This window comes from Cellulomonas sp. plas2 (assembly GCF_057221735.1).
Genome location: NZ_CM170155.1, coordinates 3290076 through 3314553, shown reverse-complemented (window position 1 = coordinate 3314553; position 24478 = coordinate 3290076). Strand labels below are relative to the sequence as shown.

The following is a 24478-nucleotide window of genomic DNA, read 5'->3' as shown; positions in this document are numbered from 1 at the left end:
CGACGGAGGGGCGGGACCGGCGACCCGGTCCCGCCCCTCCGCACACGCTGACGTCAGGCGCTGATGCGCTCGCCGCTGCCCGCGTGGAACAGGTGCTGCTCGCCCTGGCGGATGCGGACGTGGATCGTCTCGCCCTTGCCGGGGACCTGGCGCGGGTCGACGCGCACGATGACCTGCGAGTCGCCGGCGCCGGAGCGCACCTCGCCCGCGACGCCCCGGCCGAGGCTGCCGTAGACGAACGCGTCGGAGCCGAGCTCCTCGACGATGTTGACGACGACCGGGATGGCGTCCGCCGTGCCCTGCGGCACGACGTCGAGCGCCTCGGGACGGAAGCCGACGGTGATCTGGCCCTTGTCCTCCGAGGAGATCGCCGAGACCGCCTCGCGCGGGAGCACGACGTGCGCCTGCCCGAGGTCCGCCGCGTCGCCCTGGACCGGGAACGTGCCGATGTTCATGGCCGGGGAGCCGATGAAGCCGGCGACGAACACGTTGGCCGGGGTGTCGTACATGTCGCGCGGGGTGCCGACCTGCTGCAGCAGGCCGTCCTTGAGGACCGCGATGCGGTCGCCCATGGTGAGGGCCTCGGTCTGGTCGTGCGTGACGTAGACCGTCGTGACGCCGAGGCGGCGCTGCAGCGAGGCGATCTGCGTGCGCGTCTGGACGCGGAGCTTGGCGTCGAGGTTCGACAGCGGCTCGTCCATGAGGAACACCTGGGGCTGACGCACGATGGCGCGGCCCATGGCGACACGCTGGCGCTGACCGCCGGAGAGCGCCTTCGGCTTGCGGTCGAGGTACTGCGTGAGGTCGAGGATCTTGGCGGCCTCCTCGACGCGGGTGCGGATCTCCGCCTTCGGCGTGCCGGCGATCTTCAGGGCGAAGCCCATGTTGTCGGCGACCGTCATGTGCGGGTACAGCGCGTAGTTCTGGAACACCATCGCGATGTCCCGGTCCTTCGGCTGGACGTCCGTGACGTCGCGGTCGCCGATGAGGATGCGGCCGGCGTTGACGTCCTCGAGGCCCGCGAGCATGCGCAGGGAGGTCGACTTGCCGCAGCCCGAGGGGCCGACGAGGACGAGGAACTCGCCGTCCTCGATGTGCAGGTTGAGCGCGTCGACCGCGGGGCGCTCCGAGCCCGGGTAGAGCCGGGTCGCGTGGTCGTAGGTGACCGTAGCCATGACTGGTACATCCCTCCACCGGCAGGTACGTGCCGGACGATCCGTCGTGAAGAGTGTCAGCGTGTCTGCTCTGACACCGACCGCGGCAAGGGAGCCGCGGACGTGGCGCCATCATGGCACACGAGCGGGTGAGACGGACAGCAGCGCGGCGAGCGCTTTCCGACGCCCGCCGCCGACGTGCACCGTGCCCGCTCCTGACCGGCCGGTTCCACGCCGACCCGGAAGGGGCGGGCGTCAGGCGCCGAGCGCGTCGGCCAGCGCGGTGAGGGCCGTCGCGACGGCCTCGGGGTCGGCGAGCCGGTGAGCGGCGACGGTGCTGCCCGGGCCGACCTTGACGGTGAGCCCGCGCACCTCGTCGGCGGCCCCGGCGAGCGCCCGGAACGCGTTCTCGTCCGTGACGTCGTCGCCGGCGTAAACGGCGGCGCGGGCGCCCAGCTCGCGCACCAGGGCGAGGACGGCCTGCCCCTTGTCCGCGTCGAGCACGCTCATCTCCACGACGTCCTTGCCGTGCAGCACGTGCACGCCGAGCCGCGCCCCGAGGTCGAGCGCCTCGCCCTCGGCCACGGCCGCCACCTCGCGCGGGGCCAGGCGCGTGTGCACGACGACGGCCGCCGGCTTCGTCTCCACCCACACCCCGTCGCGGCCGCGCGCGACGGCGGCCGCCTGCGCCCCGAGGTCGGCCAGCGCGTCCTGCTGCACGTCGGTGAGGCGCACGACGGCCCGGTCGAGGCCGAAGGACGTCGTCCGGGCGCGCTCGGAGCCGTGGCTCCCGACGAGCACCGTCCCGACCGGCACCTCCGCGAGGGCCTGCAGGTCGGCCATCGCCCGGCCGCTGACCAGCGCGAGGTGCACGCCGCGCACCTGCCCGAGCCGCGCGAGGGCGGCCACGGAGGCCGGGAGCGCGCGCGACGCCGACGGGTCGTCCTGCAGGGGGGCCAGGACGCCGTCGAAGTCGAGCGCCACCAGAAGCGGGCGCGCGTCGGCGTCGCCCGCGAGCGCCGTCAGGGCCGCGACCGCGGCGGCGTCGGCCGTGGCTCCGGTTGACGGGCCCGTCGTCGTGCCCGTCGTCACGCCCGTCGTCGTCCCCGTCTCAGCCACGTCCCACCACCAGGTCCCGTCCCTCCGTCGCCCCCGGGTCGGGCAGCGCCCGGCCCGGCGCCGCGGGCTCGGCCTGCAGGGCGCCGAGGAACTGCTCCGACCACGCCGTCACGTCGTGCTCCAGCACCCGACGGCGCAGGCGGCGCATGCGGGTGCGCGCCTGCCGCGGCTCCATCGTCGCCGCCCGCACGATGGCGTCCTTGAGGCCGTCGATGTCGTGCGGGTTGATGAGCACGGCGCCGGCCAGCTCGTCGGCCGCACCCGTGAACTCCGAGAGCACGAGCGTGCCCCGCTCGTCGTTGCGCGCCGCCACGTACTCCTTGGCGACGAGGTTCATGCCGTCGCGCAGGGCCGTGACGAGCATGACGTCCGCCGCGAGGTAGAGCGCCGCCATCTCGGCCATGGGGAAGGACTGGTGCAGGTACTGGATCGGCGTGTGGCCGACGGTGCCGTGGTCGCCGTTGATGCGCCCGACGAGCAGCTCCACCTCGTCGCGCAGCTGCTGGTACGCCTCGACGTTCTCGCGGCTGGGGCTGGCCACCTGCACGAGGCGCACGTCCTGCGGGTCGAGGGTGCCGTCCTCGAGGACCTCGCCGAAGGCCTTGATGCGGTGGATGATCCCCTTGGTGTAGTCGAGCCGGTCGACGCCGAGCAGGAGCACCTTCGGGTCGCCCAGGTCGTGGCGGATCTCCCGCGCCCGCTGCTGCACCTCGGGCGTGCGGGCCAGCTCGTCGAACGCGCCGCTGTCGATGGAGATGGGGAACGCCGAGGCGCGCACCTGGCGGTCCACCGCCCCCGGCCGCGGCACCGTGATGACCTGACCGCGTGTCGGCAGGTCCGTGTACCGGCGCACCACCCGCGCGAAGTTGCTCGCGTCGCCGGCGCGCTGGAAGCCGATGAGGTCCGCGCCGAGCAGGCCGTCGACGACCTGCCGCCGCCACGGCAGCTGCGCGAAGATCTCCAGCGGCGGGAACGGGATGTGGTGGAAGTACCCGATCCGCAGGTCGGGGCGCTGCTCGCGGAGCATCGCCGGGACGAGCTGGAGCTGGTAGTCCTGCACCCACACCGTCGCACCCGGCGCGGCCTGCTCGGCGGCGGCCGCCGCGAAGCGCCGGTTCACCGTCACGTAGGAGTCCCACCAGTTGCGGTGGAACGCGGGCGGCGCGATGACGTCGTGGTAGAGCGGCCACAACGTGTCGTTGGAGAAGCCCTCGTAGAACGTGGCGACGTCGTCGGCGCTCAGCGCGACCGGGACCAGCCGGGTCCCGTCGACGTCGAAGGGGTCCAGCGCCAGGTCCGGGGACCCGCCCCAGCCCACCCAGGCGCCGTCGGCCTTGGCCATGACGGGGGACAGGGCCGTGACGAGCCCGCCCGGGGACCGCGTCCAGCTCGGCTCGCCGTCCTCGCCGAGCGTGACGTCGACGGGCAGGCGGTTGGCGACGACGACGAGCTCGTAGCCGTCCCCGGGAGCCAGGTCGGCCGTGCTGCCGTCGGGGCCGTCGGTCGTGCCGTCGGTGCGGTTCTCGGCGGTGCGGTCGTCGGCGGTGCGGTCGTCGGCGGTGCGGTCGTCGGGGGTGCCGGCTGCGGGCACGAGGACACCTCCTGGGAGTGGTCGTGCAGAGGGCCGCGAGGGCGCGCGCAACGCAGCCCGGCGGCGGGCTGCGTCGACCCTAACGGGCGAACCGCGGCCCCGCCCGGCGCCGCGGACGCACCTGTCCGCTCCCGGCCAGGGGCGGGACCGGGCGCTAGCGTGCGGGGGCATGGAGCGCATCGGCCCTGCCCCGGGCACCGAGGTCGGCGGCTACACCGTGGTCGCCCCGCTCGGCGCGGGCGGGATGGGCGCCGTCTACCGGGCGGTGGACGGCGGCGGGCACGCCGTGGCGCTCAAGCTGCTGCACCCCCACGTCGGCGCGGACCCCGAGGCCCGCGACCGCCTGCGCCGCGAGGTCCTGGCCCTGCAGCGGCTGCGGCACCCCGGGGTCGCCGCGGTGCTCGACGCGGAGGCCGACTCCTCCGAGGCCTTCCTCGTCACGGAGCTCGTCCCCGGCGAGGACCTGGAGGCGCGCGTGCGCCGGGAGGGCCCGCTGGACGGCCCGGACCTCGCGCTGCTGGCCGACGGCCTGCTCGACGCCCTGCGCGCCGTGCACGCGGCCGGCGTCGTCCACCGGGACCTCAAGCCGTCGAACGTCATGGTCACGCCGGCCGGGCCCGTGCTCATCGACTTCGGCATCGCGCAGTCCGCCGACGACACGCGGGTCACCTCGGCGGGGCTCGTCGTGGGGACGCCGGGCTACCTCGCGCCGGAGCTCGTCGCCGGGCAGGAGCCGACCCCGGCGTCCGACCTGTGGGGCTGGGCGGCGGTCGTCGCCTGGGCCGCCACGGGCCGCCCGCCGTTCGGCCGCGGGCCGGCGGACGCCGTGCTCGCGCGGACGATGGCGGGGGAGACGGCGCTCGAGGGCGTCGGGGGGCGGGTGCGGGCGGCGCTGCGTGCGGCGCTCGACCCGGACCCCGCGCGACGACCCCGGCCTGACGTCCTGCTCGAGGTGCTGCACGACGCGGCCCTGGGCGTCGGCGACGACGAGGACGTGGCCGACGACGTGGCTCACCTCGGCGCTGCCGGTGCCGGCGGGCCGAGCGGCGACGACGGCGATACGCACGTGCTGCCCGCCGTCCCGCCGCCGGCGGGGGCCACGCAGGTGCTGCCCCCTGCGCCGCCGCCGCCGACCGGGGCCACGCAGGTCTTGCCTACGGCGCCCCCGCCGGCCCCGGCGCCGGTCCACACGCCGGTGACAGGGCGGACGCCCGCGGTCGTGGCGACCCCCTCCGACCGTGCGCAGGACGGCAGCACGCAGCTCCTGCCCGTCCAGCCGCCCCGCGCGGCCGCGGCGGCGCCGGTCGCCGTGCCCCCGGTCGGGTCCGGGGACGTCAGCCCGCTCGTCGGGCCCGGCGCGCCCGGCGTGCCCACCTCGCCGGGCGCGCCCGGTCCGGGCGGCGACACGGACGTCGACCCGCCCGGGCCCGGCTGGCGACGCCCGGTCCCGCGGCGCCGCTGGGGGTCGCTGCTCGCGCTGGCGCTCGTCGTCGGGGCGGCGGGCGCGCTCGTGCCCGTCTGGACGCTCGCGGTCGTGGCGGTGCTGCTGCTGCTCGTGAGGACCGTCGGCTCGACGGTCGAGGCGATGCACGGCCGGCGCGAGCGGCGCGGCGGCCCGGGGCGGGCGGACGTCGCGGCGGCGGTGGGGACGACGCCGTGGCACCTGCTGCGCGCGCTCGTGGGGCTGCTGCCGTCGCTCGTCGTCGGGGCGAGCGTGGCCGTCATCGTCCTGGGCGTCCTGTGGTGGCTGCTGGGCAGCGGGACGTGGGCGCCGACGGGTGCCGACCTCGTCCCGGGCGAGCCGCCGGGCGGCCGGACCGTGCAGGCCCTGCTCGGCGGCGGCGTGCTCGTCGGGGTGCTCGCCGCCTGGTGGGGGCCCGCGTCGCGGACCACACGGCTCGGGGCGCGCTGGACCCTGGCGGCGCTGGCGCCGGGCCGCGGCGGGGCGGTCGCGCTCGTGCTCGTCGCCCTGGTCGTGGCCGGGCTGCTCGTCGCCCAGGTGCTGCAGGGCCAGGCCGTCGACTGGACCCCGCTGCCCACGCCGACGCTGCCCTGAGCCGGCCCAGCGCTCGGGGCGGACGTCGGACGAGCCGCGTCCGGACGCTCCTCACCCGGGCGGGCGTCGGGCGCCTCAGGGGCGGCCCGTACCCTGGGCACGTGCCGTCGTCCGCCCCCCGCCCGCGCCTGCCCCGGTCCGCCGGGGCCGTGCTCGCGGCTGCCGCGGGGACGCTGGTCGTGCTGCTGGCGCTCGGGGCCGTGACGGTCCTGTGGCACCGGTGCGTCGCCGCCGGCGGGCTGGCACCGCTCGCGCTGCGGCTGGACCTGCTCGCGGGCGCACCGGGCTGTCCCGAGGGGACCCTGGGGCTCGGCGAGCTCGGGCGCGCCGCGCTCGTCGTCGCCCAGCTCGCGCTGTCGCTCACGGGGGCGCACGTCGTCCTCGCCGCCTGCGGGGCCGGGCTGCTCGGCGTCGCCGCGGCGCTGGTGCGGACGGCCGGTGCGCTGTGGGACGCGGTCGTGCGCGTCGTCGTGCGCGGCCGCCGGCCGGTGCTCGCCGCGGACCCCGTCGGCCGCGTGCCGCGCGGACGCGCCGCGCCCGCCGTCGACGGTCCGCCCGCGCAGCGCGGGCTGGGCACCGTCCGCTCGCACCGCGGGCCCCCGGCCGTGCTCGCGGCCCTCGTCGGGCCGACCGCCGCCCGTCCCTGACCCCCGCGCCGACGAGCGCGTGCAGCACCGAGCCACCGGAGAGACCCACCATGCCCAGCAACGACCCCCGGCCGTCGAAGGCCGACCGCCGCGAGGCGGCCCGCGCGGAGGCCGCCCGCCTGCGCGCGGAGCAGGCCCGCAAGGCCAAGCGCACCCGCATCATCGCCATCAGCGGCCTGGCCGCGGCCGTCATCGCGCTGGCCGTCGTCGTCACGCTCATCATCACCAACAGCACCGCCAACCGTGAGGCCTACGGCCAGGTCGTCTACGGCGGTACGTCGGACACGGTCGAGGCCCCGGCGCTGACGGACGTCACGTCGCCCGCCGGGACCGACGACAAGGGCGGCATCCCCGTCAGCGCGGACGGCGTCGGCACCACCGGCGACGCCCCCGTCGAGCTGACCGTCTACCTCGACTACCAGTGCCCGTTCTGCGCGCAGTTCGAGGCGGCCAACGCGCAGATGCTCGCCGAGCGGACCGAGGCGGGCGACATCTCCGTCACCTACCACCTCCTGTCCTTCCTGGACCGCGCCTCCAACGGCACCTTCTACTCCACGCGCGCCGCCAACGCCGCCGCGACGGTGGCGGACCAGGACCCGGACAACTTCATCGCCTTCTCCACCGCGCTGTTCGACAACCAGCCGGCCGAGGGCACGGAGGGCCTGACGGACGCCGAGATCGCCGAGATCGCGCAGGGCGTCGGCGTCCCGGCCGCCGTCACGGACACCTTCACCGACACGGTCTCCGGCTCCTTCACCGACGGCGACGGCGAGCAGGAGGGCACGTGGCGCACGTACGCGCCGTGGGTCGTCGCGGTCACCGGCCAGGCCGAGGCGGACCTGCCGCGCCTGAGCACCCCGACGATCCTCATCGACGGCCAGCCGTTCTCCGGCGACCCGACGACGCCGGGCCCGCTCGAGGAGCAGATCGACCTGGCGCTCGCGGGCTGACACCCCGGCCGGGTCCTGCACCTGGCGGGCGGCGCACGGCGGACGACCGACGACGACGGCGGCACCACCCGGACGGGGGTGCCGCCGTCGGCGCGTCCGGCCGCCGGCGCTACCCTGGGCGCCTCGCCTCCTTAGCTCAGTCGGCCAGAGCACCTGTCTTGTAAACAGGGGGTCGTCGGTTCGAATCCGACAGGGGGCTCCACGGCGGAAAGCGGCCCGCACCAGCAGGGATGCTGGTGCGGGCCGCTCGTCGTTCTGCGCGGATCAGGCGGTGCGTGTAGTGATCCCGTCAGCCTTCCTGCGCAGGGCGAACGATGAGCGTGACGTGATCGCCGGCGTCTCACCCGGCGCGTGTCAGTGGCCGATGGTTGAGTCGACTACCGTGACGAGAATGAAGGGGACGACGATGGCCGAGAGCGGTGCGACGAACGATGTCGACGTCGTTGAGCTCTCCGAGGCGGAGGGCCGCGAGTACCTGCGCATGCAGGTCTCGGACAGGTTGGGCATCGGGCTGGACGAGTTTCTCGGCCGGCTCGACGCAGGGGAGTACGACGACGTGGATGACGAGAACGTCTTCCGACTGGTGATGCTCGCGCCGTTCGCGCGCGCCGCCTGACACGAGCGCACAGCTCGCATGCCTGGCTCCACGCCGGTCGAGGCGTTCGAAGCCTTCATCGGCCCGATCAAGCGGGCGCTGTCATGCGTCGGCTCAGCGAAGATCACGACGTCCCCTGGCGCTCGGGCGCCAGGGGCCGTGCGCCTCTGGTCGATCAACACAGGCAGCGGCTTGGTGCTGAAGGACGGCTGGCACTTCGAGGCCGAGATGCACTACGAGATCGTCCTCGACGACCGGCCGGGCCGCGGCCCATGGCGCGTCACGACCCGTGCCTACCGCTACCGCATCGCGCAAGCGGGTCAGGACAGGGTGCGCCTGCACTGGCACCCCAGCGGCAAGAGCCCCTACACGCAGCCGCACGTGCACCTGCCGGGCTTCGGCGCGGGCGGCGAGAAGGGCCACCTTCCCGTGGGCCGGATCACCTTTGAGGATGCCGTCGAGTGGGTGATCGTCGCCTCAGAGCAGTACGCCCGCAGCGACTGGGCGAGTGTCCTCGCCGAGTCGAAGAACCTTCACGTCCTGCACCGCTCGTGGAGCGATACGCCTCCGCCGCCGAGCGGTGAGCGCTCCGCCTAGATCCTCCGCACGTCCTCCACCGGCAACCACGCCGCCCCGGTGTGCCGCCGCGGGTCGGTCAGCCGCACGCGCACGAGCCCCCGTGTCCACTCCACCGCGACGGTCCGCACGGTCTCCGTCGGGTCGTTCTCCCACCGCAGCGTCGCCAGCACGGGGATGGGGTGGTCAACGTCGTGGTGCACGCCCGGCGGGACGGGGTGGGCGTTGAGCAGCTCGCGGTGCCGCTCCGTGATGTCGGCTGAGCCCGGGTGGGAGCGGTGGTCGGGGAGAACGTCTGGCACGGGCTGCAGGGTGCCGTCGGGGTCTGACATGGAAGTCCCCGCCTCCGCCCGTGGATCTGTTGGAGCCATCCCCTGCACTTTCCCAGCCGCGCGTGACACAGTGAGGCCGTGACTGAGGCAGGCGGGTTCTCGGGTTCGGTGCAGTTGCAGGTGCGGCTGAGGTGGCCAGAGGAGGCCGCGCGTGAAGCCGTCATCGTCAACCAGATGTCGATCGTGGGCGCACTGCACAGCGAAGATGCCGGGGCGTACCTCTTGTTCGGACACGCTGCGCCGCCTGTCCTCGCTTCCAGCGAGGAGATGGTGGCGGCCGGCGCGCAGCTCGTCGACGTGCCCGTGCAGGTTCGCTCCGCCCTGTTCCTCACGACCGAGCGGATGCGCCAGCTACACGGCATGTTGTCCCTGCACCTGCAGGCGGTCGACGGATCGGGGGAGGCGTGAGCGACACCGTTCTCGCCCCTCGTCCTCGGCTGTCGCCAACCACCGCTCGCGTTCGAGTGAACGTTCCGCTTGAAGGGCTTGGTGTGACTCAGACGCTGTCGATCGCACCTACTGTCATCGAAGTGCTCATCACCGTGGGAGGAGGCAACGTGGCGGAACCAGACCGGCGACCGCGCTCCACGCCGTCGATGGCCGCCGCGCTTCGTGAGAAGTACGCCGGTCGCGGCGTTACCTACGTACCCGGTGCCACCGACCACGGCTTCTTCGACGAGATGCGCGTCACGAGCAAGGCACTGAAGCAGCCTCGGCGTAGGGCCACGCGGCGCGCGCTCGAACGGTGAACGGACAGCCGATCCCCGGTGGCATCTACTGGATGCCCGAGGGGCTGATCACGTGGCTGCCTCGGGCGCTCCAACGCTCCCGAAATCGGCATCCGATACTCGTGGTCAGCAGCGCAACCACCGCTGGAGACGCCTCGTGGCCGTTCGTCTCCGCGGTGCCGGTCTCCGGGAGTTCGCGCTTTGCCAGTGCCTTCTGCGTCCTCCTGCCAGCCGGACAGGGGGGTCTCACCAAGAACAGCTGGGCACGCGTGACCCACGCTCAGCCGTTCGAGAAGGCCGAGCTCGGGGCGTCCCTAGGCGTCATCGATCCGGCCCTCCTGGAGCAGGTGCGGGTAAGCATGGCCTCGTACCACGACCTGATTTAGAGCGACGATGAAAGCGCCCCCTCCCCGGGCCCGGAGGCTCGAGGAGGGGGCGTTGGTCGTGACGCGCCTGGACGTCCGCGGGGGCGTGCGGGCGGCCAGGCGGCCGTGCTCACCGTACGGCGGACAGGGCGCGTTAGGTGCCGGTCGGCATCCGCTCGACGAGGCGACGTGCGGCGGTCATGTTCGACAGGATGGTCGCGCCGACGGACTGCGCCTTGGCGACGCGGGCGAGCAGGTCGGCGCGCTCGTCGTCGGTGAGGCTGGCGGGGGCGGCGCGCATGTGCACGGCGGTCAGGTCGGCGCCGGATGTGACGACGTGCCCGGTGCCGACGCTGAGAGCGGACGGCCTGGTGAGGTCGTGCACGGTGGCGGTCGTCGGCCGGCCCGTGACGAGTGCGACGTCGACTGGCGCGGGCGCGAGGTCTCGCCGGGTGCGCGCGTCCCACACGGGGACCTCCTGCCAGAGCAGGACCCAGCAGGACCCGTCGGCTGCGGTGAGCGTCAGGTGCCGGGTGGCCGCGTCCCCGCCGATGATGCGCGGTGGGGGGACGGGTGCGTGGTCGCCGCTATCGTCGTCGCCCAGGAGCGCCAGGAGCGCCCGCAGCCGGGTTGCGGCAGGCTTGTACGCCAGGTCCGAGTGCAGGACCCCCCAATGCCCTTCGGCGTCGGTGCGCGCCGTGTCGGGGCCGCGCTGGTCGACGAGCTCGTAGGTCATGGTCGCGGGGATGCCGCCGAGGAACGCGGTGGCGTACTGCCGCAGCAGGTAGGTCGCCTGCGCCGCCTCGGAGATGCCGGGTTGGCTGTCGGTGTTGTCGACGGCGGTGTTCGACGTGCACTCGGTGGAGACGACGACGCCGCTGGTGCCGGTGATGCCGCGGTTGCTGGTCTCGGCCGCGACGTGCGCGAGGGTCTCCCCGCCGGGTCCGGCGTAGTTGTGCGCGTTGCCGTGCGTGATGCCGGGGTTGGTCCACCCGGCCATGAGGCGTGCGGGGGCGCCGGCCGCGATGAACGACGGCGCGAGGATGGGCGTGTCCTGCCACCCGGGGGTGGCGCGCACGAGTCGGACGATCCGCTCGGCGTGCCGGCGGGTCGGCTCGACCCACTGCCCGGACCACTTCACGTCGACCTCGTTGGGCAGCTCGAGCGCGAGCACCTCGGCGGGCGTGAAGTTGCGGGCGATGGTCGCCCACACCTGCTCGGGGGTGCCCCACGGGCAGTGGGACCTCGCAAGCCTGCTCGACAGCCCACGCCACGGCAGCGCGACGACGATCCACGCTGAGCCCTCGCAGCAGGATCGCGACCCTCGACGCCGGCGACCATTCGACCTCTGCGTCGTCGGCCAACCAGTCGACCTCGACCACCTGCACGCCCAGCGCCTTCGCGAGCTCCTGCACGATGACTCCCCACCCCTGCGTCCGTGAGCGCGACATCGTGTCCCGTTACCGTACAACGCTGTCCGGGGACACCCACACCCGTTCACGCTCCCGGGTGGCGTCACCCACTCGGTCAAGCGAACGCGTGACCGAAGTTCACTCCGTGGTGTCGGCGCGCCCCGTCACGAGCGCCGGCGCGTGCGCGTCGTCGAGCCCGAGGCGCGCGGCGACGCCGTCGAGCGCCTGCCGTGCGAGGGTCTGGGAGACGTGCTGGTACCCGCGGGTGGTGGCGATCTTCGAGTGGCCCATGATCGCGATGACGACGGCCTCGGAGACGCCGGCCTCGAGCAGCAGGGTCGCCGCGGTGTGACGGCCCTCGTGCAGCGTGTACGGCCGCCCCGACGGGTGCCGCACGCCTGCGGCCTCCTGCAGGGCGCGCCAGGCCTCGCGGTCGGCGCGCTCGTCGCGCGGGCGGCCGTCCTCACGCGGCCAGACCAGCCCGTGCGGAGACGCCGGCGCGACCTCGCGCCACCGGGTCAGCGCGGCGTGCATCCACGGCACGAGGGGGATCAGCCGCACGCCCGAGCGCGTCTTGACCGGCGTGAGGTGCCAGGCGCCCTCGAGCCGCTGCACACGCATCCCGTGCGGCACGAGGAACGTCCCGGCGGCTCGGTCGGCGTAGGGGAGGGTCGACAGCTGCCGGGACACGTCGATGACGCGGCGCTCGAAGTCGATGCGGTCCCACGTCAGCCCGAGCACCTCGCCCTGGCGCATGCCCTGCAGGAGTGCGGCGACCCAGCGTGCGGCGTCGGGCTCGCCGAGCGCGACGTCGAGGATCCGCAGCGCGCCGTCGAGGGGGATCGCGTCGCGGTCGTTGTCCGCGAGCGCCGGCGCGGTGAGGTCGAAGATCGCCGGCGGCACGCGCACGCCCTCGGCGCGCGCGTCGCGCAGGCACTTCATGAGGACGGAGTGCGCGTGCCGGGCCGTCGTCGACGAGCGGCCGGCGGCGAGCACGGCGTCCCGCAGGGAGCGCACGTGCGCGGGGGTGAGGGTGTCGATCCGTCGGGCGCCCAGCGTCGGGACGATCCACTTCCGGACCGCGCCGGCGTCGGTCGTGTACGTGCTGGGGCGGACCTTCGTCGCGTGCTCGGGCAGCCACTCCTCGGCCCAGGACTTCACGGTCCGGGGACCGGCCGCGCGCCCGGCTCCGTGCAGCTCGATCTCCGCCGCGGCCTTGCGCAGCCGCCGCTTCGCCTCGGCCTCCGTCGTGGCGGAGACGGTGACGGTGCGCCGGGTGCCGCGCTCGGTCCACCCGGCTGCGATGGCGCCGATCCAGCGGCCGTCCGAGGAGCGCTGGTAGACGCTGCCGGTGCCGTACGTGCGCCGCTTCTTGGCCTCCGCCATGACGTCCCCGGGTGTAGTGAAGCGTGTAGTGATCCCATTAGACTTCATGGCGTCTTGCGGGACACAACGACGCAGGTCAGCGCGGCTTTCCTGCACGATGACAGCCTAGCGCCTTCTGTCTTGTAAACAGGGGGTCGTCGGTTCGAATCCGACAGGGGGCTCCACGGCCCGTCCTCGATCCCGCTCGCACCCCGTGCCTCGTCGGGCGTGCGCCCCGGGACCGCCCGGGACGTCCCCCTCCGTCCCCCGTGCCCGGGATGTCCTGGGCCCTCGGTCCCAGGACCTCGCCCGGGGGACGACGAAGACTCGTCCCCGTGACGAGTGACGGAGACGGCGGCGCCCCCGGCCGCGTGGTGGTGGTGGGTGCCGGCATGGTGGCCCACCGGTTCGTGGAGTCCTGGCTGCGCCGTGCGCCGGAGGACGGCTGGAGCCTGACGGTGCTGGGCGACGAGCCCTACCTCCCCTACGACCGGGTGCACCTGTCGGAGCACGTCGGCGGCCGCACCGTCGAGGACCTGGCGATGGCGCCGGCCGTCTGGGACGACCCCCGCGTCGTGCTGCGCACCGGGGACGCCGTGGCGGCGGTCGACCGCGAGGCCCGCACCGTGCGGACCGCGTCGGGCTCCGTGCACCCCTACGACACCCTCGTGCTGGCCACGGGCTCCTGGGCCTGGACGCCCCGGGCTGAGGGGACCGATCTGCCGGGCGTGTTCTCCTACCGCACGCTCGACGACCTGCGCGGGCTCATGGCCTGGGTGGGCGAGCGGGGAGCGGCGCTCGGGCGGCCGGTCCGCGGCGTCGTCGTGGGCGGCGGCGTGCTGGGGCTCGAGGCGGCGGCGGCGCTGCAGACGCTCGGTGCCCGGGCGGCCGTCGTCGAGTTCGCGGACCGGCTCATGGCCGTGCAGCTCGACGCGGGGGGCGGCGAGGCCCTGCGGGTGCTCGTCGACGACCTCGGCATGGAGGTGCGCACGGGCGCGGCGGCCCAGCGCCTCGTCGCCGGGCCGGACGGGGCCGTGGCGCGCGCGGAGCTGTCGACGGGGGACGTGCTCGACGCGGACGTCGTGGTCTTCTCCACCGGCGTGCGGCCGCGCGACCGGCTCGCCCGCGAGAGCGGCCTGGCGGTGGGGGAGCGCGGCGGCGTCGTCGTCGGCCCCACGTGCCGCACGTCCGACCCCGCCGTGTGGGCGATCGGGGAGTGCGCGTCCTTCGAGGGCGAGTGCGCGGGCCTCGTCGCGCCGGGCAACGCCATGGCCGACGTCGTCGTCGACCGGCTGCTCGGGGGGACGGCCGTGCACAGCCGCTCCGCCGAGGGCACGAAGCTCAAGGGCGTCGGCATCGACGCCGCGAGCTTCGGCGACGTGCTGGGCCTGACGCCCGGCGCGCTCGAGGTGACCTTCGCCGACCCCGTGGCGAAGACGTACAAGAAGCTCGTCGTGTCCGACGACGCCCGGACCCTGCTGGGCGGGGTCTTCGTCGGCGACATCGACCTGTACTCCCGGCTGCGCCCCCTGCTCGGGCGCCCGCTCGGCGCGGACCCGGCCGCGTTCCTCGCGCCCGAGGGCGCGGGCGGCGCGCCGCAGACGGAGCTGCCCGACGACGTCGTCGTCTGCTCCTGCGCGAACGTCACCGCCGGCACCATCCGGGGCGCGGTCAGCGAGCACGGCTGCACGAGCGTCGGCGAGGTCAAGGCCTGCACGAAGGCCGGGACGGTCTGCGGCTCGTGCGTCCCGCTGGTGACGACGCTGGTCAACACCGCGCTGGAGAAGGCGGGCGTCGAGGTCAGCCGGGCCATGTGCGAGCACTTCGCGATGCCGCGCGCCGAGCTGCTGGCGCTCGTGCGGCAGGACGGGCTGCGCACGTTCTCCGAGGTCGTCGCGAAGCACGGCACCGGGCGCGGCTGCGCCGTCTGCAAGCCGGTCGTGGCCTCGATCCTGTCGGTGCTCGGCGTCGGTCACGTCCTCCAGCCGGACCAGTCCTCGCTGCAGGACACGAACGACCACGTCCTGGCCAACCTGCAGAAGGACGGCACGTACTCCGTGGTGCCGCGCGTGCCGGCGGGGGAGATCACGCCGGAGAAGCTCGCGGTCCTCGCGCAGGTGGCGCAGGACTTCGGCCTCTACACCCGCATCACGGGCGCGCAGCGGATCGGGCTGTTCGGCGCGCGCCTCGACCAGCTCCCGACGATCTGGCGACGCCTCGTCGACGCCGGCTTCGAGTCCGGGCAGGCGTACGGCAAGTCGCTGCGCGCGGTGAAGAGCTGCATCGGCTCCGCCTGGTGCCGGTTCGGGGTGCAGGACTCCGTCAGCATGGCCACGCGGCTGGAGCTGCGGTACCGCGGCCTGCGCAGCCCGCACAAGTTCAAGGTCGGCGTCTCCGGCTGCGCCCGGGAGTGCGCGGAGGCGCGCGGCAAGGACGTCGGCGTCATCGCCACCGAGAAGGGCTGGAACGTCTACGTCGGCGGCAACGGCGGCTTCACGCCCCGGCACGCCGAGCTGCTGGCGGAGGACCTGGACGACGAGCGCGTCGTGCAGGTGGTCGACCGCTTCCTGGCGCTGTACATCCGCTCGGCCGACCGCCTGCAGCGCACCGCGCCGTGGGTCGCCGGGTTCGAGGGCGGCATCGCCGAGCTGCGGCGGGTCGTCGTCGAGGACTCCCGGGGCCTCGGGGCCGAGCTCGAGGCGGAGATCGCCCGGCACGTGGACGCGTACGTCGACGAGTGGCGCGCGACGCTCGAGGACCCCGAGAAGCTCCGGCACTTCGTGGCCTTCGTCAACGCGCCGGACCAGCACGACCCGGACCTGTCCTACACGTCCCTGCGCGGCCAGGTCCGCCCGGCCCGCACCGGCGACGTCCAGCACCACGACCCGCGCGTCGCCCGCACCCTGGAGGTCGTCCCGTGAGCACCGCCACCACCGTCGCCGCCGTCACCGATGCCGCCGAGGGCGCGGCTTGCTGCGGCTCGTGCCGCTGCGGTGGCGGTCCCGCCGCCGGCGTCGCCCCCGTCGGCGCGCCGAGTCGTGCCGGCACCACCGCGGCCGGCACCGCCGAGACCGGCACCAGCGTGTCCGCCGGCACCGCGGCCGGCTGGGTGCGCGTCTGCGCGCTGTCCGACCTCGTGCCCGAGCGCGGCGCGGCCGTCCTCGTCGACGGGCAGCAGGTGGCGCTGTTCCGGCTGGCCGACGACCGCGTGCTCGGCGTGCAGCACCGCGACCCCTTCTCGGGGGCGAACGTGCTGGCGCGGGGCATCGTCGGGAGCCGGGGCGAGGCGCCCGTGCTCACCTCGCCCATGCTCAAGCAGGTCTGGGACCTGACGACGGGGGCGTGCCTCGACCCGGTCGGCCGCGAGCCGCAGGACCTGCGCACCTACGGCGTGCGCGTCGAGGGCGACGCCGTCCTCCTCGCGACGGCCTGACCGCGGTCGCCCGACCCGCGAGGGGCCGGCAGCACGCTCGTCGGCACGGCCAGCGGCGGGGCTCGTCGCCATGAGGGCACGCGGAGGTGCCCCCTCCCCACCCGGGGGCAGTGGGCGAGGAGGGGGCGATCAGGGGTCCGCCCGGCCGCAGCCGCAGGGGGGTGACCACGACCGGACGAACCGGGACGAACCTACTGCCCGGCGCGGCCCCGCGGGGGCGTCCGGGCGCAGCGTCACCCGTCCGGACGCACGCGGCCCCCCCTGCCCGGTGGACGGCGGCAGCCCGCCGCGCCGGGGTGCCGACCCCGGCGACCGCGGCGCTGTGCCCGCCCTGAGCAGCGCGGCGGCCGGGCACCGGGCCGGTTGCGGGTCCGCCCGCGGAGCCGGACGATCACGGCGACGGTCGTCCGGCCGGAGGCGCGCGTCGCTCGTCGGCCGGAGGTGACGACCGTCGAGACGCACGAGCAGCCAGCGACCCGCCCGCGACCCCCGGAGCAGCGTGAGCCCCACCCGTCCCCCGACCTCCCCCGGCCCGCGGGTCGACGAGCTGCGGCGTGCGCTGGGCGAGGACGCCCTGGAGGCGGCGGCCGAGGGCAGCGGACCCACGAGCGACCTCGACGTCGTCGTCGGCTCCGGCCGGGGAGCGGCGGAGGTGCTGCGGGAGCCGACCCCGCGGACGGACGGCTATGCCGCGCTGCGCGCCTACGCCGCCCTCGGCGACGGCCGGACGGTGGCCCTCGTCGCCGACGACGGGCGCGTCGATTGGCTGCCGATCCCCGACCTGGACTGCGCCCCGGCGTTCGCCGCCCTGCTCGACGCCGAGAGCGGCGGGGTCGTCGAGCTGGCGCCCACCCAGCCCTACCGCCTGCGCCGCCGCTACCTGCCCGGCTCGAACGTCCTGAGCACGGAGTACGAGACCGCGACCGGGACGGCCCGGGTCACCGACGCCCTCTGCACCGGCGTCGCCGGGCGCCTGCCCTGGTGCGAGCTGGGCCGCCGCGTGGAGGGGCTGTCCGGCGACGTCCCCTTCGCGTGGCGCATCGCCCCGGGCACGGCGCTGGCGTCGGCCTCGCCCTGGGTGCAGGGGACGGTGCACGGCGCCGTGCTGCGCGTGAACGGCGCGACGATGGTGCCGGTGCTCTCCGACGACCTGACCCCCCTCGTCGCCGAGCAGGAGATCGCGGGGGCGTTCACGACGAGCCCCGGTTCCCGGCACCTCGTCGCCCTGGTGGGCACCGAGCGCGAGCCGGTGCAGGTCCCCCGGGCCGAGGAGGTCGACGACCGGATCAGCCGCACGGTGGCCAACTGGCAGACCTGGACCGACGCGTTCCGCTACCAGGGCCCGTGGCCGCTGGCCGTGCAGCGCAGCGCCCTGCAGCTCAAGCTGCTGCTGCACGCGCCCACGGGCTCCATCGCGGCCGCCGCGACGACGTCGGTGCCGGAGAGCTGGGCCGGCGGCAAGAACTGGGACTACCGCTACTCCTGGCTGCGCGACACGGCCTACGCGGTCGACGCGCTCATCGACTTCGGGCTGCGGGAGGAGACGCACGCCGCCATCTCCTGGGTGGTGCGGACCATCCGGTCGGAGGAGCCGCGCGTCTTCTACACGCTGGCGGGCGAGGTGCACGACCACCACGACGAGCCCGACGTGCCGGGCTGGCGCGGCATCGGACCGGTCGCCGTCGGCAACCACGCCGGCGCCCAGCGGCAGCTCGGCGTGTACGGGGACGTGCTCGGCGTCGTGCGCGGGTACGTGGACGCGGGCAACCTCCTCGACGCCGACACCGGCCGCGTCCTGGCCGCGCTCGCCGACGAGGCCGCCGACGCGTGGCACCGCCCCGACGCCGGCATCTGGGAGCTGCACGACGAGCGCCACTTCACGACGTCGAAGCTCGGCTGCTGGCAGGCCCTGGAGTGCGCGGCCCACCTGGCCGACGCCGGCCAGATCCCGGGCACGCCCGACCGCTGGCGGGCTGAGGCGCGCCGCATCCGGGACTGGGTCGAGGAGCACTGCTGGGACGAGGCGCGTGGCACCTACGTCATGGCGTCGGGCAGCGACGACCTCGACGCCTCGATCCTGCTGCACGCGATGTCGGGCTTCGACACCTCCGACCGCATGAGCCGCACGGTCGACACCCTGCGCGCCGAGCTCGGCACGGGGCCGTGGCTGCACCGCTACACGGGCATGCGCGAGGAGGAGGGCGCCTTCGTCGCGTGCTCGTTCTGGGGCGTGGCCGCGCTCGCGGAGGTGGGGCGGGTCGACGAGGCGCGGACGTGGATGGACGAGCTCGTCGCCGCGTCCAACGACGTCGGGCTCTGGACCGAGATGGTCGACGTGGACACCGACGAGTTCCTCGGCAACCTGCCCCAGGCGCTCAGCCACCTCGCGCTCGTGCAGGCCGCCATCGCGGTGTGGGACGCCACGGGTCGCGCGCCCGTCGAGGTGCCCGACGTGGAGGCCGCCGGCTCGACGGCCGCCGAGCGCACGGGGGCGACGTCGGGGAGCTGAGCCGGCCCCTCGTGCAGGACGCAGGGCGCGGGCCGTCAGCGGTCGCCCGTCTCCTCCAGCAGCCGCAGCGCCGCGCTCACGCGGGGGTTCCGCGCGGGGTCGGCGTCGATGCCGAGGGTCGCGTAGATGGCGTTGACGTGGTTCTGCACGGACTTCTCCGTGATGCCCAGCCGCAGCCCGATGCCCGCGTTCGACAATCCCTGCGCGAGCAGCCGGAGCACGCCGAGCTGCCGGTCGGTGAGCCGCGAGACGGTCGAGCCGGCCCGCGGCGCCGCCCCCTCCAGCAGCGCCGGGTCCAGCACCGTCACGCCCCTGGCCGCGGCCCGGACGGCCTGCACCAGCAGCTCCTCCGACGTGCCGGACGTCTTGGACAGGTAGCCCCAGCCGACCGCCACGTCCCGCGGCACGTCGAGCAGCAGGTCCATCGCGTCGTGCGCCGACAGCAGGAGGATCCCGAGCCCGGGCTGCCGGCGCCGCAGCCCGACGCCGAGCGCGATGCCGTTGCCGTCCGGCAGGTCGATGTCGAGCACCACGACGTCGGCCGCGCCCGGAGGCAGCGCCGCCTCGGCCTCCGCGACCGACCCCGCGGCCGCGACCACCGCGAGCCCGGGCGTCCCGTCGAGGGTGTGCTGGAGCATGGCGCGGAAGAGGGGCTGGTCCTCCACCACCGCCACGCGCAGGAGGCCCACCTCGGTCGTCGTCATCGCAGGTGAGTATGGTCGGCCGCGGGGCGCAGCGGAACGTCCTGTCCGGCGGTGGCGCACCGCCGGCCGGCGTCCGGCGGGAGGGCGGGGGCATGGAGGCGTCGTCGCGTGCGGACCGGCGGGCGCTGCTCACCGGCACCGGTGCCGTGGCCGCGGCCCTGCTCGCCGCCGGGACCCTGCACGAGGTGGCCCTGGCGCTCGAGACCGCCGGCCCCGCCCGCCCCGACGCGGGCGTCCTCCTGGCGCGGCTCGTCGCCGACGCGGGGGCGCTCGGGCTCCTCGTCGCCGGTCTGGTGGTGCTGGGGGTGCACCGCTCGCGCCGGCGCTGGCCCGCCGCGGCGGCGGTGCTCGGGCTCGCGCTCGTCTCGGGGCTGGCGCGGTGGGGGCTGCTGCACGCGCTCGGCGTCACGGGCGGTGGCGCGCCCCTCGTCGAGGCCGGCACCGGCGCGGTCGTCGCCGCCGTCGCCGCGGTGCTCGGGCTGGAGCACACGCGTCGCCGGCGGCGGCTGCGCGAGCGCACGCGCGCGGCGGAGCGCGAGACGGTCCGGGTCGAGCAGGCGGTGCGTGCGCTGCAGGCCGAGGAGGTCCGGGTGCGGCGCGAGGTCGCCGAGGGGCTGCACGCGAGCCTGCAGCAGCGCCTCGTGCTGGTGGTCGCACGGCTGGACCGGGTGCTCGCGGCCGCCACCGCCCGTCCCCTCACGCGCGACGAGCTGGCCTCGCTGCGCAGCGCCCGCGACGACCTGGAGCAGGTGCGCGCCCGGGACGTCCGCGAGACGAGCCGCCTGCTCTACCCCGAGTCGCTGGAGATCGGCCTGCTGCCGGCCCTGCGGGCGATGCTGCGCCGGGTGCCGACCTCCATCGCCGTGGACCTGCGGGTGGACGACGAGGTGCGCGCGCTCGACGACCCCTCGGCGCCGCGGCTCACCTCCGCCGAGCGGCTGCTGGCCGTGCGCGTGGTCGAGGAGGGCGTGCAGAACGCCCTGCGGCACGCGCGGCCGCAACGGGTGGAGGTCGTCGTCGGGCGGCGCGACGGCGCCCTGCTCGTGGCGGTGACGGACGACGGCGGCGGGTTCGACCCGACCCGCGTGCAGGCCTCCGGGACCGCGCGGCTGCGGGAGCGCCTCGGCCTCGTCGGGGGACGCCTCGACCTCGTCCCCACCCCCGGGCAGGGGACCCGGCTGGAGGCGCACCTGCCCGTGGACCACCTGCGCGGGGCGTAGGGGCTCAGCGTCCGAGCGGGGCCCCGTCGACGACGAGGGGCTCGAGGACGGGTCGCTTGGCCGAGACGACGTCGCCCGAGGACCGGCCGCGCAGCCGCCGCGTCGCCCACGGGTAGACGTGCGCCCGCACCCAGCGGGCGTCGGCGCGGGCGCGCTCGAGGCGGGGCGCGGGCGGCAGGGGCGCCAGCGGGTCGTCCCAGTCGGCGCGGTCCGGGTCCAGGCCGAGGCCGACGAGCGCCGCCTGCGCGACGCGGACGTGCCCGTCGGTCGTGAGGTGGATGCGGTCGTCGGCCCACATGCGCCAGTCCGCCAGGGACCGCATGCCCCACAGGTCGACGACGTGCGCGCCGTGCCGCCGGGCGATCGACCAGATCGTCGTGCTGTAGATCGCCACCCGGCCGCGGGTGGCCCGCACGAGCGGGCTCTCGCGGGTGTCCACGCCCGTGCCGAGCAGGACGTCGGCACCGGCAGCCCGCAGCCGGACGACCGCGTCCTCGAGGCCCCGGGCCAGCGCGCCGACGTCCGCGCCCGGGCGCAGGATGTCGTTGCCGCCGCCGACGAGGCTGACGAGGTCGGCGCCGAGCTCGAGGGCGGCCGGCACCTGCTCGTCGAGGATGCGGCCCAGCAGACGCCCGCGGACGGCGAGGTTGGCGTAGAGCAGCGGCTCGAGCCCCGCGGCGGTCCGGCGCTGCGACAGGGCGCCGGCCAGGAGGTCCGCCCAGCCGCGGCAGCTGCCGGTGCCCGGCAGCGGCTCGCCCGCGGCGGGTGGGCGCGGAGCCGGGTCCTCGGCCGTCGGGGCCAGGTCCCACAACCCCTCGGAGAACGAGTCGCCGAGGGCGACGTAGCGCTGCCAGCGGGGGACGGGTCCGGTCGGGCTCACGCCCCCATCATGGCCCGCGGCTCGGTCGGTCGGACCGGCCGCTGGTGGCGGCCCGGTGCGGAGCGCTTGGGTCCGGGCCGTCGGGGACGGCGTGTCGCCCTCGGCACGCCGGTGTCCCGTCGACCCTCCGCACCGGCCCGCCACAGGGGCTCGAGCGAGCGCGGCGGGGTGGGCGCGGCGATGAGTGCGGCGGGGTGCGTGCGACGGGGCGGGTGCCGCGGGACCCGGCAGGAGGCGGGCCCGGTCAGGACGGGAGGGTCCAGTCGACCGGCGGGGCGCCCTGCTCGGCGAGGAGGCGGTTGACCGTCGAGAACGGCCGGGAGCCGAAGAACCCGCGGGAGGCCGAGAGGGGGCTGGGGTGGACGCTGCGCACCTGCGGCACCCCGGCCAGCGCTGGGCCGAGCGCCTGGGCGTCGCGCCCCCACAGCACCGCCACGAGCGGCCCGCCGCGTTCGACGAGCGCGGCGATCGCGCGGTCCGTGACGGCCTCCCACCCGCGGCCGCGGTGCGAGGCGGGCGCGCCCGGTCGGACGGTGAGCACCCTGTTGAGCAGCATGACGCCCTGGTCCGCCCAGGGCGTGAGGTCGCCGGTGGCGGGCGCCGGCACGCCGAGGTCGTCGACGAGCTCACGGAACACGTTGGCGAGCGACCGCGGCAGGGGTCGCACGTCGTGCCGCACGGAGAAGGACAGCCCGACGGCGTGGCCCGGCGTCGGGTACGGGTCCTGGCCGACGACGAGCACCCGCACGTCGGCGAGGGGCCGGTGGAACGCCCGCAGCACGTCCGGGCCCGCGGGCAGGTACGTGCGCCCCGCGGCGAGCTCGGTGCGCAGGAAGCGGCCGGCCGCGTGCACGTGCTCCTCGACGGGGGCGAGGGCGGCGGCCCAGTCGGGTGCGACGAGCGCGTCCAGCTCCACGCCCGGCACGGTAGCCGTCGCGCCCGGGCCGGGCCTGTCGAATGACACCCGTGTGGTTCACTCCTACAGTCGAGCGGGACGACGAGACCGCTGCCACGCGTGGGAGGATCTCCGGCCCGTAGCACGGGAAGAGCGATCCCCCGGCCGGGTCCGCGACCACGACCGCGGCACGCAGGGCACGGCGGACGTGAGGGAGGGCGAGGGATGGACGCGACGCAGGGCACGGACGCCGGCACGGCAGGGGACGCCCCGACGACCGCGGGCGCGACGGCACTGGCCGACGAGCTCGACGGCGGACGGCTGCCGGGGGCGGAGGCGTCGGGCCTGTCGGAGCGCGACCAGCAGGTCCTCGCGTTCGAGCGGCAGTGGTGGAAGTACGCCGGTGCCAAGGAGCAGGCCGTCCGCGAGCTGTTCGACATGTCCTCGACGCGGTACTACCAGGTGCTCAACACCCTGCTCGACGACCCCGCGGCGCTCGCGTACGACCCCATGCTCGTCAAGCGCCTGCGACGGATGCGCTCGTCGCGGCAGCGCGCGCGCACCGCGCGGCGGCTCGGCACCGAGGGCTGACGGGCGCCGCCCCGGGCATCGGACCAGGCGGCGATCTCGGCAGCGACTCGGCAGCGACGGGGGTCGGCCGCACCGGCGGCGCCTGCGCGGGCGGCGGGGGGCGAGCGGTTAGGTTGTCCGCCGTGAGCACGGCCGGCTACCCGTACCCCGAGGACGAGTTCGACGCCGCGCCGGACCCCGACGGCCCCCGCGGCGCCCACCGCGCCCCTCGCCCGGCGCTCGTCCGATGGGCGCCCTTCCTCGTGACGGCCCTCGTGCTCGCGGCGCTGGCGGTCGCGCTCGTGTCCTGGCAGTTCAGCTCCGGCACGCCGACGGCGCTGCCCGGCCTCGTCCCGGGCGTCACCTCGACGGCCGACGAGGGTGCGACCGACGAGGGCGCCACGGGAGGGAGCGCCGACGAGGGCACCGACGGTGCTACCGACGGTGCTACCGACGGCGCCGCCGACCCCGCCGCGTCCGAGCCGGCAGCGGACCCCGCGGCCACGCCGACGGAGGCGGTGCCGACGGAGCCGGCGCCCTCGCCGACACCGACGGAGCCGCCCGCGCCGCAGCCCGACCTGTCGACGACCGTGCAGGTCCTCAACGCCACCGGCATCACCGGGCTGGCCGGCCGGCAGGCGGACCGCCTGGAGGACGCGGGCTTCACGGACGTCACCTCGGGCAACCGCTCGCGCGGCGGGCTGTCCGCGAGCACGGTCCTCTACTCCACGGACGACCAGGCGGCGACGGCGGCCCTCGTCGCCTCGACGCTCGGCGTCGACGCGGTGGCGCTCGACGCGGCCACGGCCGGCGGCGACGTCGTCGTGGTGCTGCTGTCCGACCCGTCCTGACGGACGTGACGCAGCCCTCGCCGGGACCCGCTCACGGGGTCCGTCCGGGGTCTGTCGCGCGGGCGATATGTCCCACTACTGTCTGGGCACCGGCGCGGCGGGAGCGTCGGAGGGACGACGCGAGCACGACGCGAGGAGCACGGGCATGGCGCAAGGCACGGTGAAGTGGTTCAACGCCGAGAAGGGGTACGGCTTCATCACCCCGGCCGGCGGGGGGCAGGACCTGTTCGTCCACTACAGCGCCATCCAGGTGGACGGCTACCGGTCGCTCGAGGAGGGCCAGGAGGTCGACTTCGAGGTCGGGCAGGGCACGAAGGGCCCGCAGGCGGAGCAGGTGCGCCCCGTCTGACCCCGGCCGACCTCCGGTCTTCCGGCCGGGACGACGGGCACCCTACGCGTGAGACACGGGCCGCGACCCCACGGGTCGCGGCCCGTGGCGCGTCCGGTGGTGGGTCGGTCGCTTGCACTCGCAGGGGTCGAGTGCTAACCATTGACCTAGCACTCTCCGGTGGAGAGTGACAGAACC

General features: G+C 75.6%; 24 protein-coding genes and 1 tRNA gene. 16 read left to right on the top strand and 9 right to left on the bottom strand.

Going from position 1 to position 24478, the window contains the following annotated elements:
• Window positions 1-53: 53 nt before the first annotated feature.
• From AC2TDM_RS14775 to AC2TDM_RS14765, 3 genes are all read right to left on the bottom strand, one after another.
• A complete protein-coding gene (locus AC2TDM_RS14775; protein ID WP_484635140.1) occupies window positions 54-1175 on the bottom strand; it encodes an ABC transporter ATP-binding protein in 1122 nt (373 codons plus the stop codon).
• Window positions 1176-1409: 234 nt separating this feature from the next.
• Window positions 1410-2273: a trehalose-phosphatase gene (gene otsB / locus AC2TDM_RS14770; protein ID WP_484635139.1), complete on the bottom strand. Its 864-nt coding sequence runs from the start codon at window positions 2271-2273 to the stop codon at window positions 1410-1412.
• Entirely contained in the window at window positions 2266-3747 is a 1482-nt protein-coding gene (locus AC2TDM_RS14765) for an alpha,alpha-trehalose-phosphate synthase (UDP-forming) (RefSeq protein ID WP_484636472.1), read from the bottom strand. The genes otsB and AC2TDM_RS14765 overlap by 8 nt, the downstream gene beginning before the upstream one ends.
• Before the next feature lie 286 nt (window positions 3748-4033).
• Here AC2TDM_RS14765 and AC2TDM_RS14760 point away from each other — a divergent pair, with 286 nt between their 5' ends.
• From AC2TDM_RS14760 to AC2TDM_RS14735, 6 genes are all read left to right on the top strand, one after another.
• A complete protein-coding gene (locus AC2TDM_RS14760; RefSeq protein WP_484635138.1) occupies window positions 4034-5920 on the top strand; it encodes a serine/threonine-protein kinase in 1887 nt (628 codons plus the stop codon).
• A gap of 101 nt (window positions 5921-6021) precedes the next feature.
• Window positions 6022-6567, top strand: a complete 546-nt coding sequence (locus AC2TDM_RS14755) for a hypothetical protein (RefSeq protein WP_484635137.1) — start codon at window positions 6022-6024, stop codon at window positions 6565-6567.
• A gap of 50 nt (window positions 6568-6617) precedes the next feature.
• On the top strand, window positions 6618-7517 hold the full coding sequence (locus tag AC2TDM_RS14750) for a DsbA family protein (RefSeq protein WP_484635136.1): 900 nt from the start codon (window positions 6618-6620) through the stop codon (window positions 7515-7517).
• A gap of 125 nt (window positions 7518-7642) precedes the next feature.
• Window positions 7643-7719: transfer RNA gene (locus tag AC2TDM_RS14745), tRNA-Thr, on the top strand.
• 189 nt (window positions 7720-7908) lie between these two features.
• A complete protein-coding gene (locus AC2TDM_RS14740; protein ID WP_484635135.1) occupies window positions 7909-8133 on the top strand; it encodes a hypothetical protein in 225 nt (74 codons plus the stop codon).
• Between the two features lie 18 nt (window positions 8134-8151).
• Window positions 8152-8709: a hypothetical protein gene (locus tag AC2TDM_RS14735; RefSeq protein WP_484635134.1), complete on the top strand. Its 558-nt coding sequence runs from the start codon at window positions 8152-8154 to the stop codon at window positions 8707-8709.
• Here the strand turns inward: AC2TDM_RS14735 and AC2TDM_RS14730 are convergent.
• Entirely contained in the window at window positions 8706-8990 is a 285-nt protein-coding gene (locus tag AC2TDM_RS14730) for a hypothetical protein (protein ID WP_484635133.1), read from the bottom strand. The genes AC2TDM_RS14735 and AC2TDM_RS14730 overlap by 4 nt on opposite strands.
• 108 nt (window positions 8991-9098) lie before the next feature.
• Here AC2TDM_RS14730 and AC2TDM_RS14725 point away from each other — a divergent pair, with 108 nt between their 5' ends.
• From AC2TDM_RS14725 to AC2TDM_RS14715, 3 genes are read left to right on the top strand one after another with little or no spacing between them, the layout of a single operon-like run.
• A complete protein-coding gene (locus AC2TDM_RS14725) occupies window positions 9099-9428 on the top strand; it encodes a hypothetical protein (RefSeq protein ID WP_484635132.1) in 330 nt (109 codons plus the stop codon).
• Complete coding sequence (locus tag AC2TDM_RS14720; RefSeq protein ID WP_484635131.1) at window positions 9425-9769, top strand: hypothetical protein; 345 nt, start codon at window positions 9425-9427, stop codon at window positions 9767-9769. Before AC2TDM_RS14725 ends, AC2TDM_RS14720 begins: the two co-directional genes overlap by 4 nt.
• Before the next feature lie 32 nt (window positions 9770-9801).
• On the top strand, window positions 9802-10134 hold the full coding sequence (locus AC2TDM_RS14715; protein WP_484636471.1) for a type II toxin-antitoxin system PemK/MazF family toxin: 333 nt from the start codon (window positions 9802-9804) through the stop codon (window positions 10132-10134).
• Between the two features lie 133 nt (window positions 10135-10267).
• Here the strand turns inward: AC2TDM_RS14715 and AC2TDM_RS14710 are convergent, their stop codons facing one another.
• Both AC2TDM_RS14710 and AC2TDM_RS14705 read right to left on the bottom strand, forming a co-directional pair.
• Window positions 10268-11326, bottom strand: a complete 1059-nt coding sequence (locus tag AC2TDM_RS14710) for a hypothetical protein (protein ID WP_484635130.1) — start codon at window positions 11324-11326, stop codon at window positions 10268-10270.
• Window positions 11327-11663: 337 nt separating this feature from the next.
• Complete coding sequence (locus tag AC2TDM_RS14705; RefSeq protein WP_484635129.1) at window positions 11664-12911, bottom strand: tyrosine-type recombinase/integrase; 1248 nt, start codon at window positions 12909-12911, stop codon at window positions 11664-11666.
• A 257-nt stretch (window positions 12912-13168) separates the two neighbouring features.
• Between AC2TDM_RS14705 and nirB the strand changes: the two genes are divergently transcribed.
• From nirB to AC2TDM_RS14690, 3 genes are all read left to right on the top strand, one after another.
• Complete coding sequence (gene nirB, locus AC2TDM_RS14700; RefSeq protein WP_484635128.1) at window positions 13169-15811, top strand: nitrite reductase large subunit NirB; 2643 nt, start codon at window positions 13169-13171, stop codon at window positions 15809-15811.
• Window positions 15808-16323, top strand: coding sequence for a nitrite reductase small subunit NirD (nirD, locus tag AC2TDM_RS14695; protein ID WP_484635127.1), 516 nt, complete (start codon window positions 15808-15810; stop codon window positions 16321-16323). The genes nirB and nirD overlap by 4 nt, the downstream gene beginning before the upstream one ends.
• A 652-nt stretch (window positions 16324-16975) precedes the next feature.
• Window positions 16976-18832 (top strand): glycoside hydrolase family 15 protein, encoded by a 1857-nt coding sequence (locus tag AC2TDM_RS14690; protein ID WP_175499300.1) that lies wholly within the window; start codon window positions 16976-16978, stop codon window positions 18830-18832.
• 35 nt (window positions 18833-18867) lie between these two features.
• On the opposite strand, the gene AC2TDM_RS14685 is transcribed toward AC2TDM_RS14690, so the two are convergent.
• Window positions 18868-19536 (bottom strand): response regulator, encoded by a 669-nt coding sequence (locus AC2TDM_RS14685; RefSeq protein ID WP_090031050.1) that lies wholly within the window; start codon window positions 19534-19536, stop codon window positions 18868-18870.
• A gap of 92 nt (window positions 19537-19628) precedes the next feature.
• On the opposite strand from AC2TDM_RS14685, the gene AC2TDM_RS14680 reads away from it, so the two are divergent.
• Window positions 19629-20756, top strand: coding sequence for a sensor histidine kinase (locus AC2TDM_RS14680; RefSeq protein WP_139224294.1), 1128 nt, complete (start codon window positions 19629-19631; stop codon window positions 20754-20756).
• 4 nt (window positions 20757-20760) lie between these two features.
• On the opposite strand, the gene AC2TDM_RS14675 is transcribed toward AC2TDM_RS14680, so the two are convergent.
• A complete protein-coding gene (locus tag AC2TDM_RS14675; protein ID WP_484635126.1) occupies window positions 20761-21636 on the bottom strand; it encodes an SGNH/GDSL hydrolase family protein in 876 nt (291 codons plus the stop codon).
• A gap of 244 nt (window positions 21637-21880) precedes the next feature.
• Window positions 21881-22552 (bottom strand): uracil-DNA glycosylase, encoded by a 672-nt coding sequence (locus AC2TDM_RS14670; RefSeq protein ID WP_484635125.1) that lies wholly within the window; start codon window positions 22550-22552, stop codon window positions 21881-21883.
• A gap of 204 nt (window positions 22553-22756) precedes the next feature.
• On the opposite strand from AC2TDM_RS14670, the gene AC2TDM_RS14665 reads away from it, so the two are divergent.
• The 3 genes from AC2TDM_RS14665 (at window position 22757) to AC2TDM_RS14655 (ending at window position 24301) form a co-directional block, all read left to right on the top strand.
• Window positions 22757-23122: a DUF3263 domain-containing protein gene (locus tag AC2TDM_RS14665; RefSeq protein ID WP_239078599.1), complete on the top strand. Its 366-nt coding sequence runs from the start codon at window positions 22757-22759 to the stop codon at window positions 23120-23122.
• 122 nt (window positions 23123-23244) lie between these two features.
• Window positions 23245-23952 carry a LytR C-terminal domain-containing protein gene (locus AC2TDM_RS14660; protein WP_484635124.1) on the top strand — a complete coding sequence of 236 codons (708 nt, stop codon included), beginning with the start codon at window positions 23245-23247 and terminating at the stop codon, window positions 23950-23952.
• A gap of 145 nt (window positions 23953-24097) precedes the next feature.
• Complete coding sequence (locus AC2TDM_RS14655; RefSeq protein WP_090031045.1) at window positions 24098-24301, top strand: cold-shock protein; 204 nt, start codon at window positions 24098-24100, stop codon at window positions 24299-24301.
• Window positions 24302-24478: the final 177 nt, after the last annotated feature.

Coding starts and splice junctions, on each gene's coding strand:
- AC2TDM_RS14665 (WP_239078599.1), top strand. CDS start 22,757: ATGGACGCGACGCAGGGCACGGACGCCGGCACGGCAGGGGACGCCCCG.
- AC2TDM_RS14760 (WP_484635138.1), top strand. CDS start 4,034: ATGGAGCGCATCGGCCCTGCCCCGGGCACCGAGGTCGGCGGCTACACC.
- AC2TDM_RS14680 (WP_139224294.1), top strand. CDS start 19,629: ATGGAGGCGTCGTCGCGTGCGGACCGGCGGGCGCTGCTCACCGGCACC.
- AC2TDM_RS14740 (WP_484635135.1), top strand. CDS start 7,909: ATGAAGGGGACGACGATGGCCGAGAGCGGTGCGACGAACGATGTCGAC.
- AC2TDM_RS14735 (WP_484635134.1), top strand. CDS start 8,152: ATGCCTGGCTCCACGCCGGTCGAGGCGTTCGAAGCCTTCATCGGCCCG.
- AC2TDM_RS14685 (WP_090031050.1), bottom strand. CDS start 19,536: ATGACGACGACCGAGGTGGGCCTCCTGCGCGTGGCGGTGGTGGAGGAC.
- AC2TDM_RS14715 (WP_484636471.1), top strand. CDS start 9,802: ATGCCCGAGGGGCTGATCACGTGGCTGCCTCGGGCGCTCCAACGCTCC.
- AC2TDM_RS14705 (WP_484635129.1), bottom strand. CDS start 12,911: ATGGCGGAGGCCAAGAAGCGGCGCACGTACGGCACCGGCAGCGTCTAC.
- AC2TDM_RS14655 (WP_090031045.1), top strand. CDS start 24,098: ATGGCGCAAGGCACGGTGAAGTGGTTCAACGCCGAGAAGGGGTACGGC.
- AC2TDM_RS14750 (WP_484635136.1), top strand. CDS start 6,618: ATGCCCAGCAACGACCCCCGGCCGTCGAAGGCCGACCGCCGCGAGGCG.
- nirB (WP_484635128.1), top strand. CDS start 13,169: ATGTCCTGGGCCCTCGGTCCCAGGACCTCGCCCGGGGGACGACGAAGA.
- AC2TDM_RS14775 (WP_484635140.1), bottom strand. CDS start 1,175: ATGGCTACGGTCACCTACGACCACGCGACCCGGCTCTACCCGGGCTCG.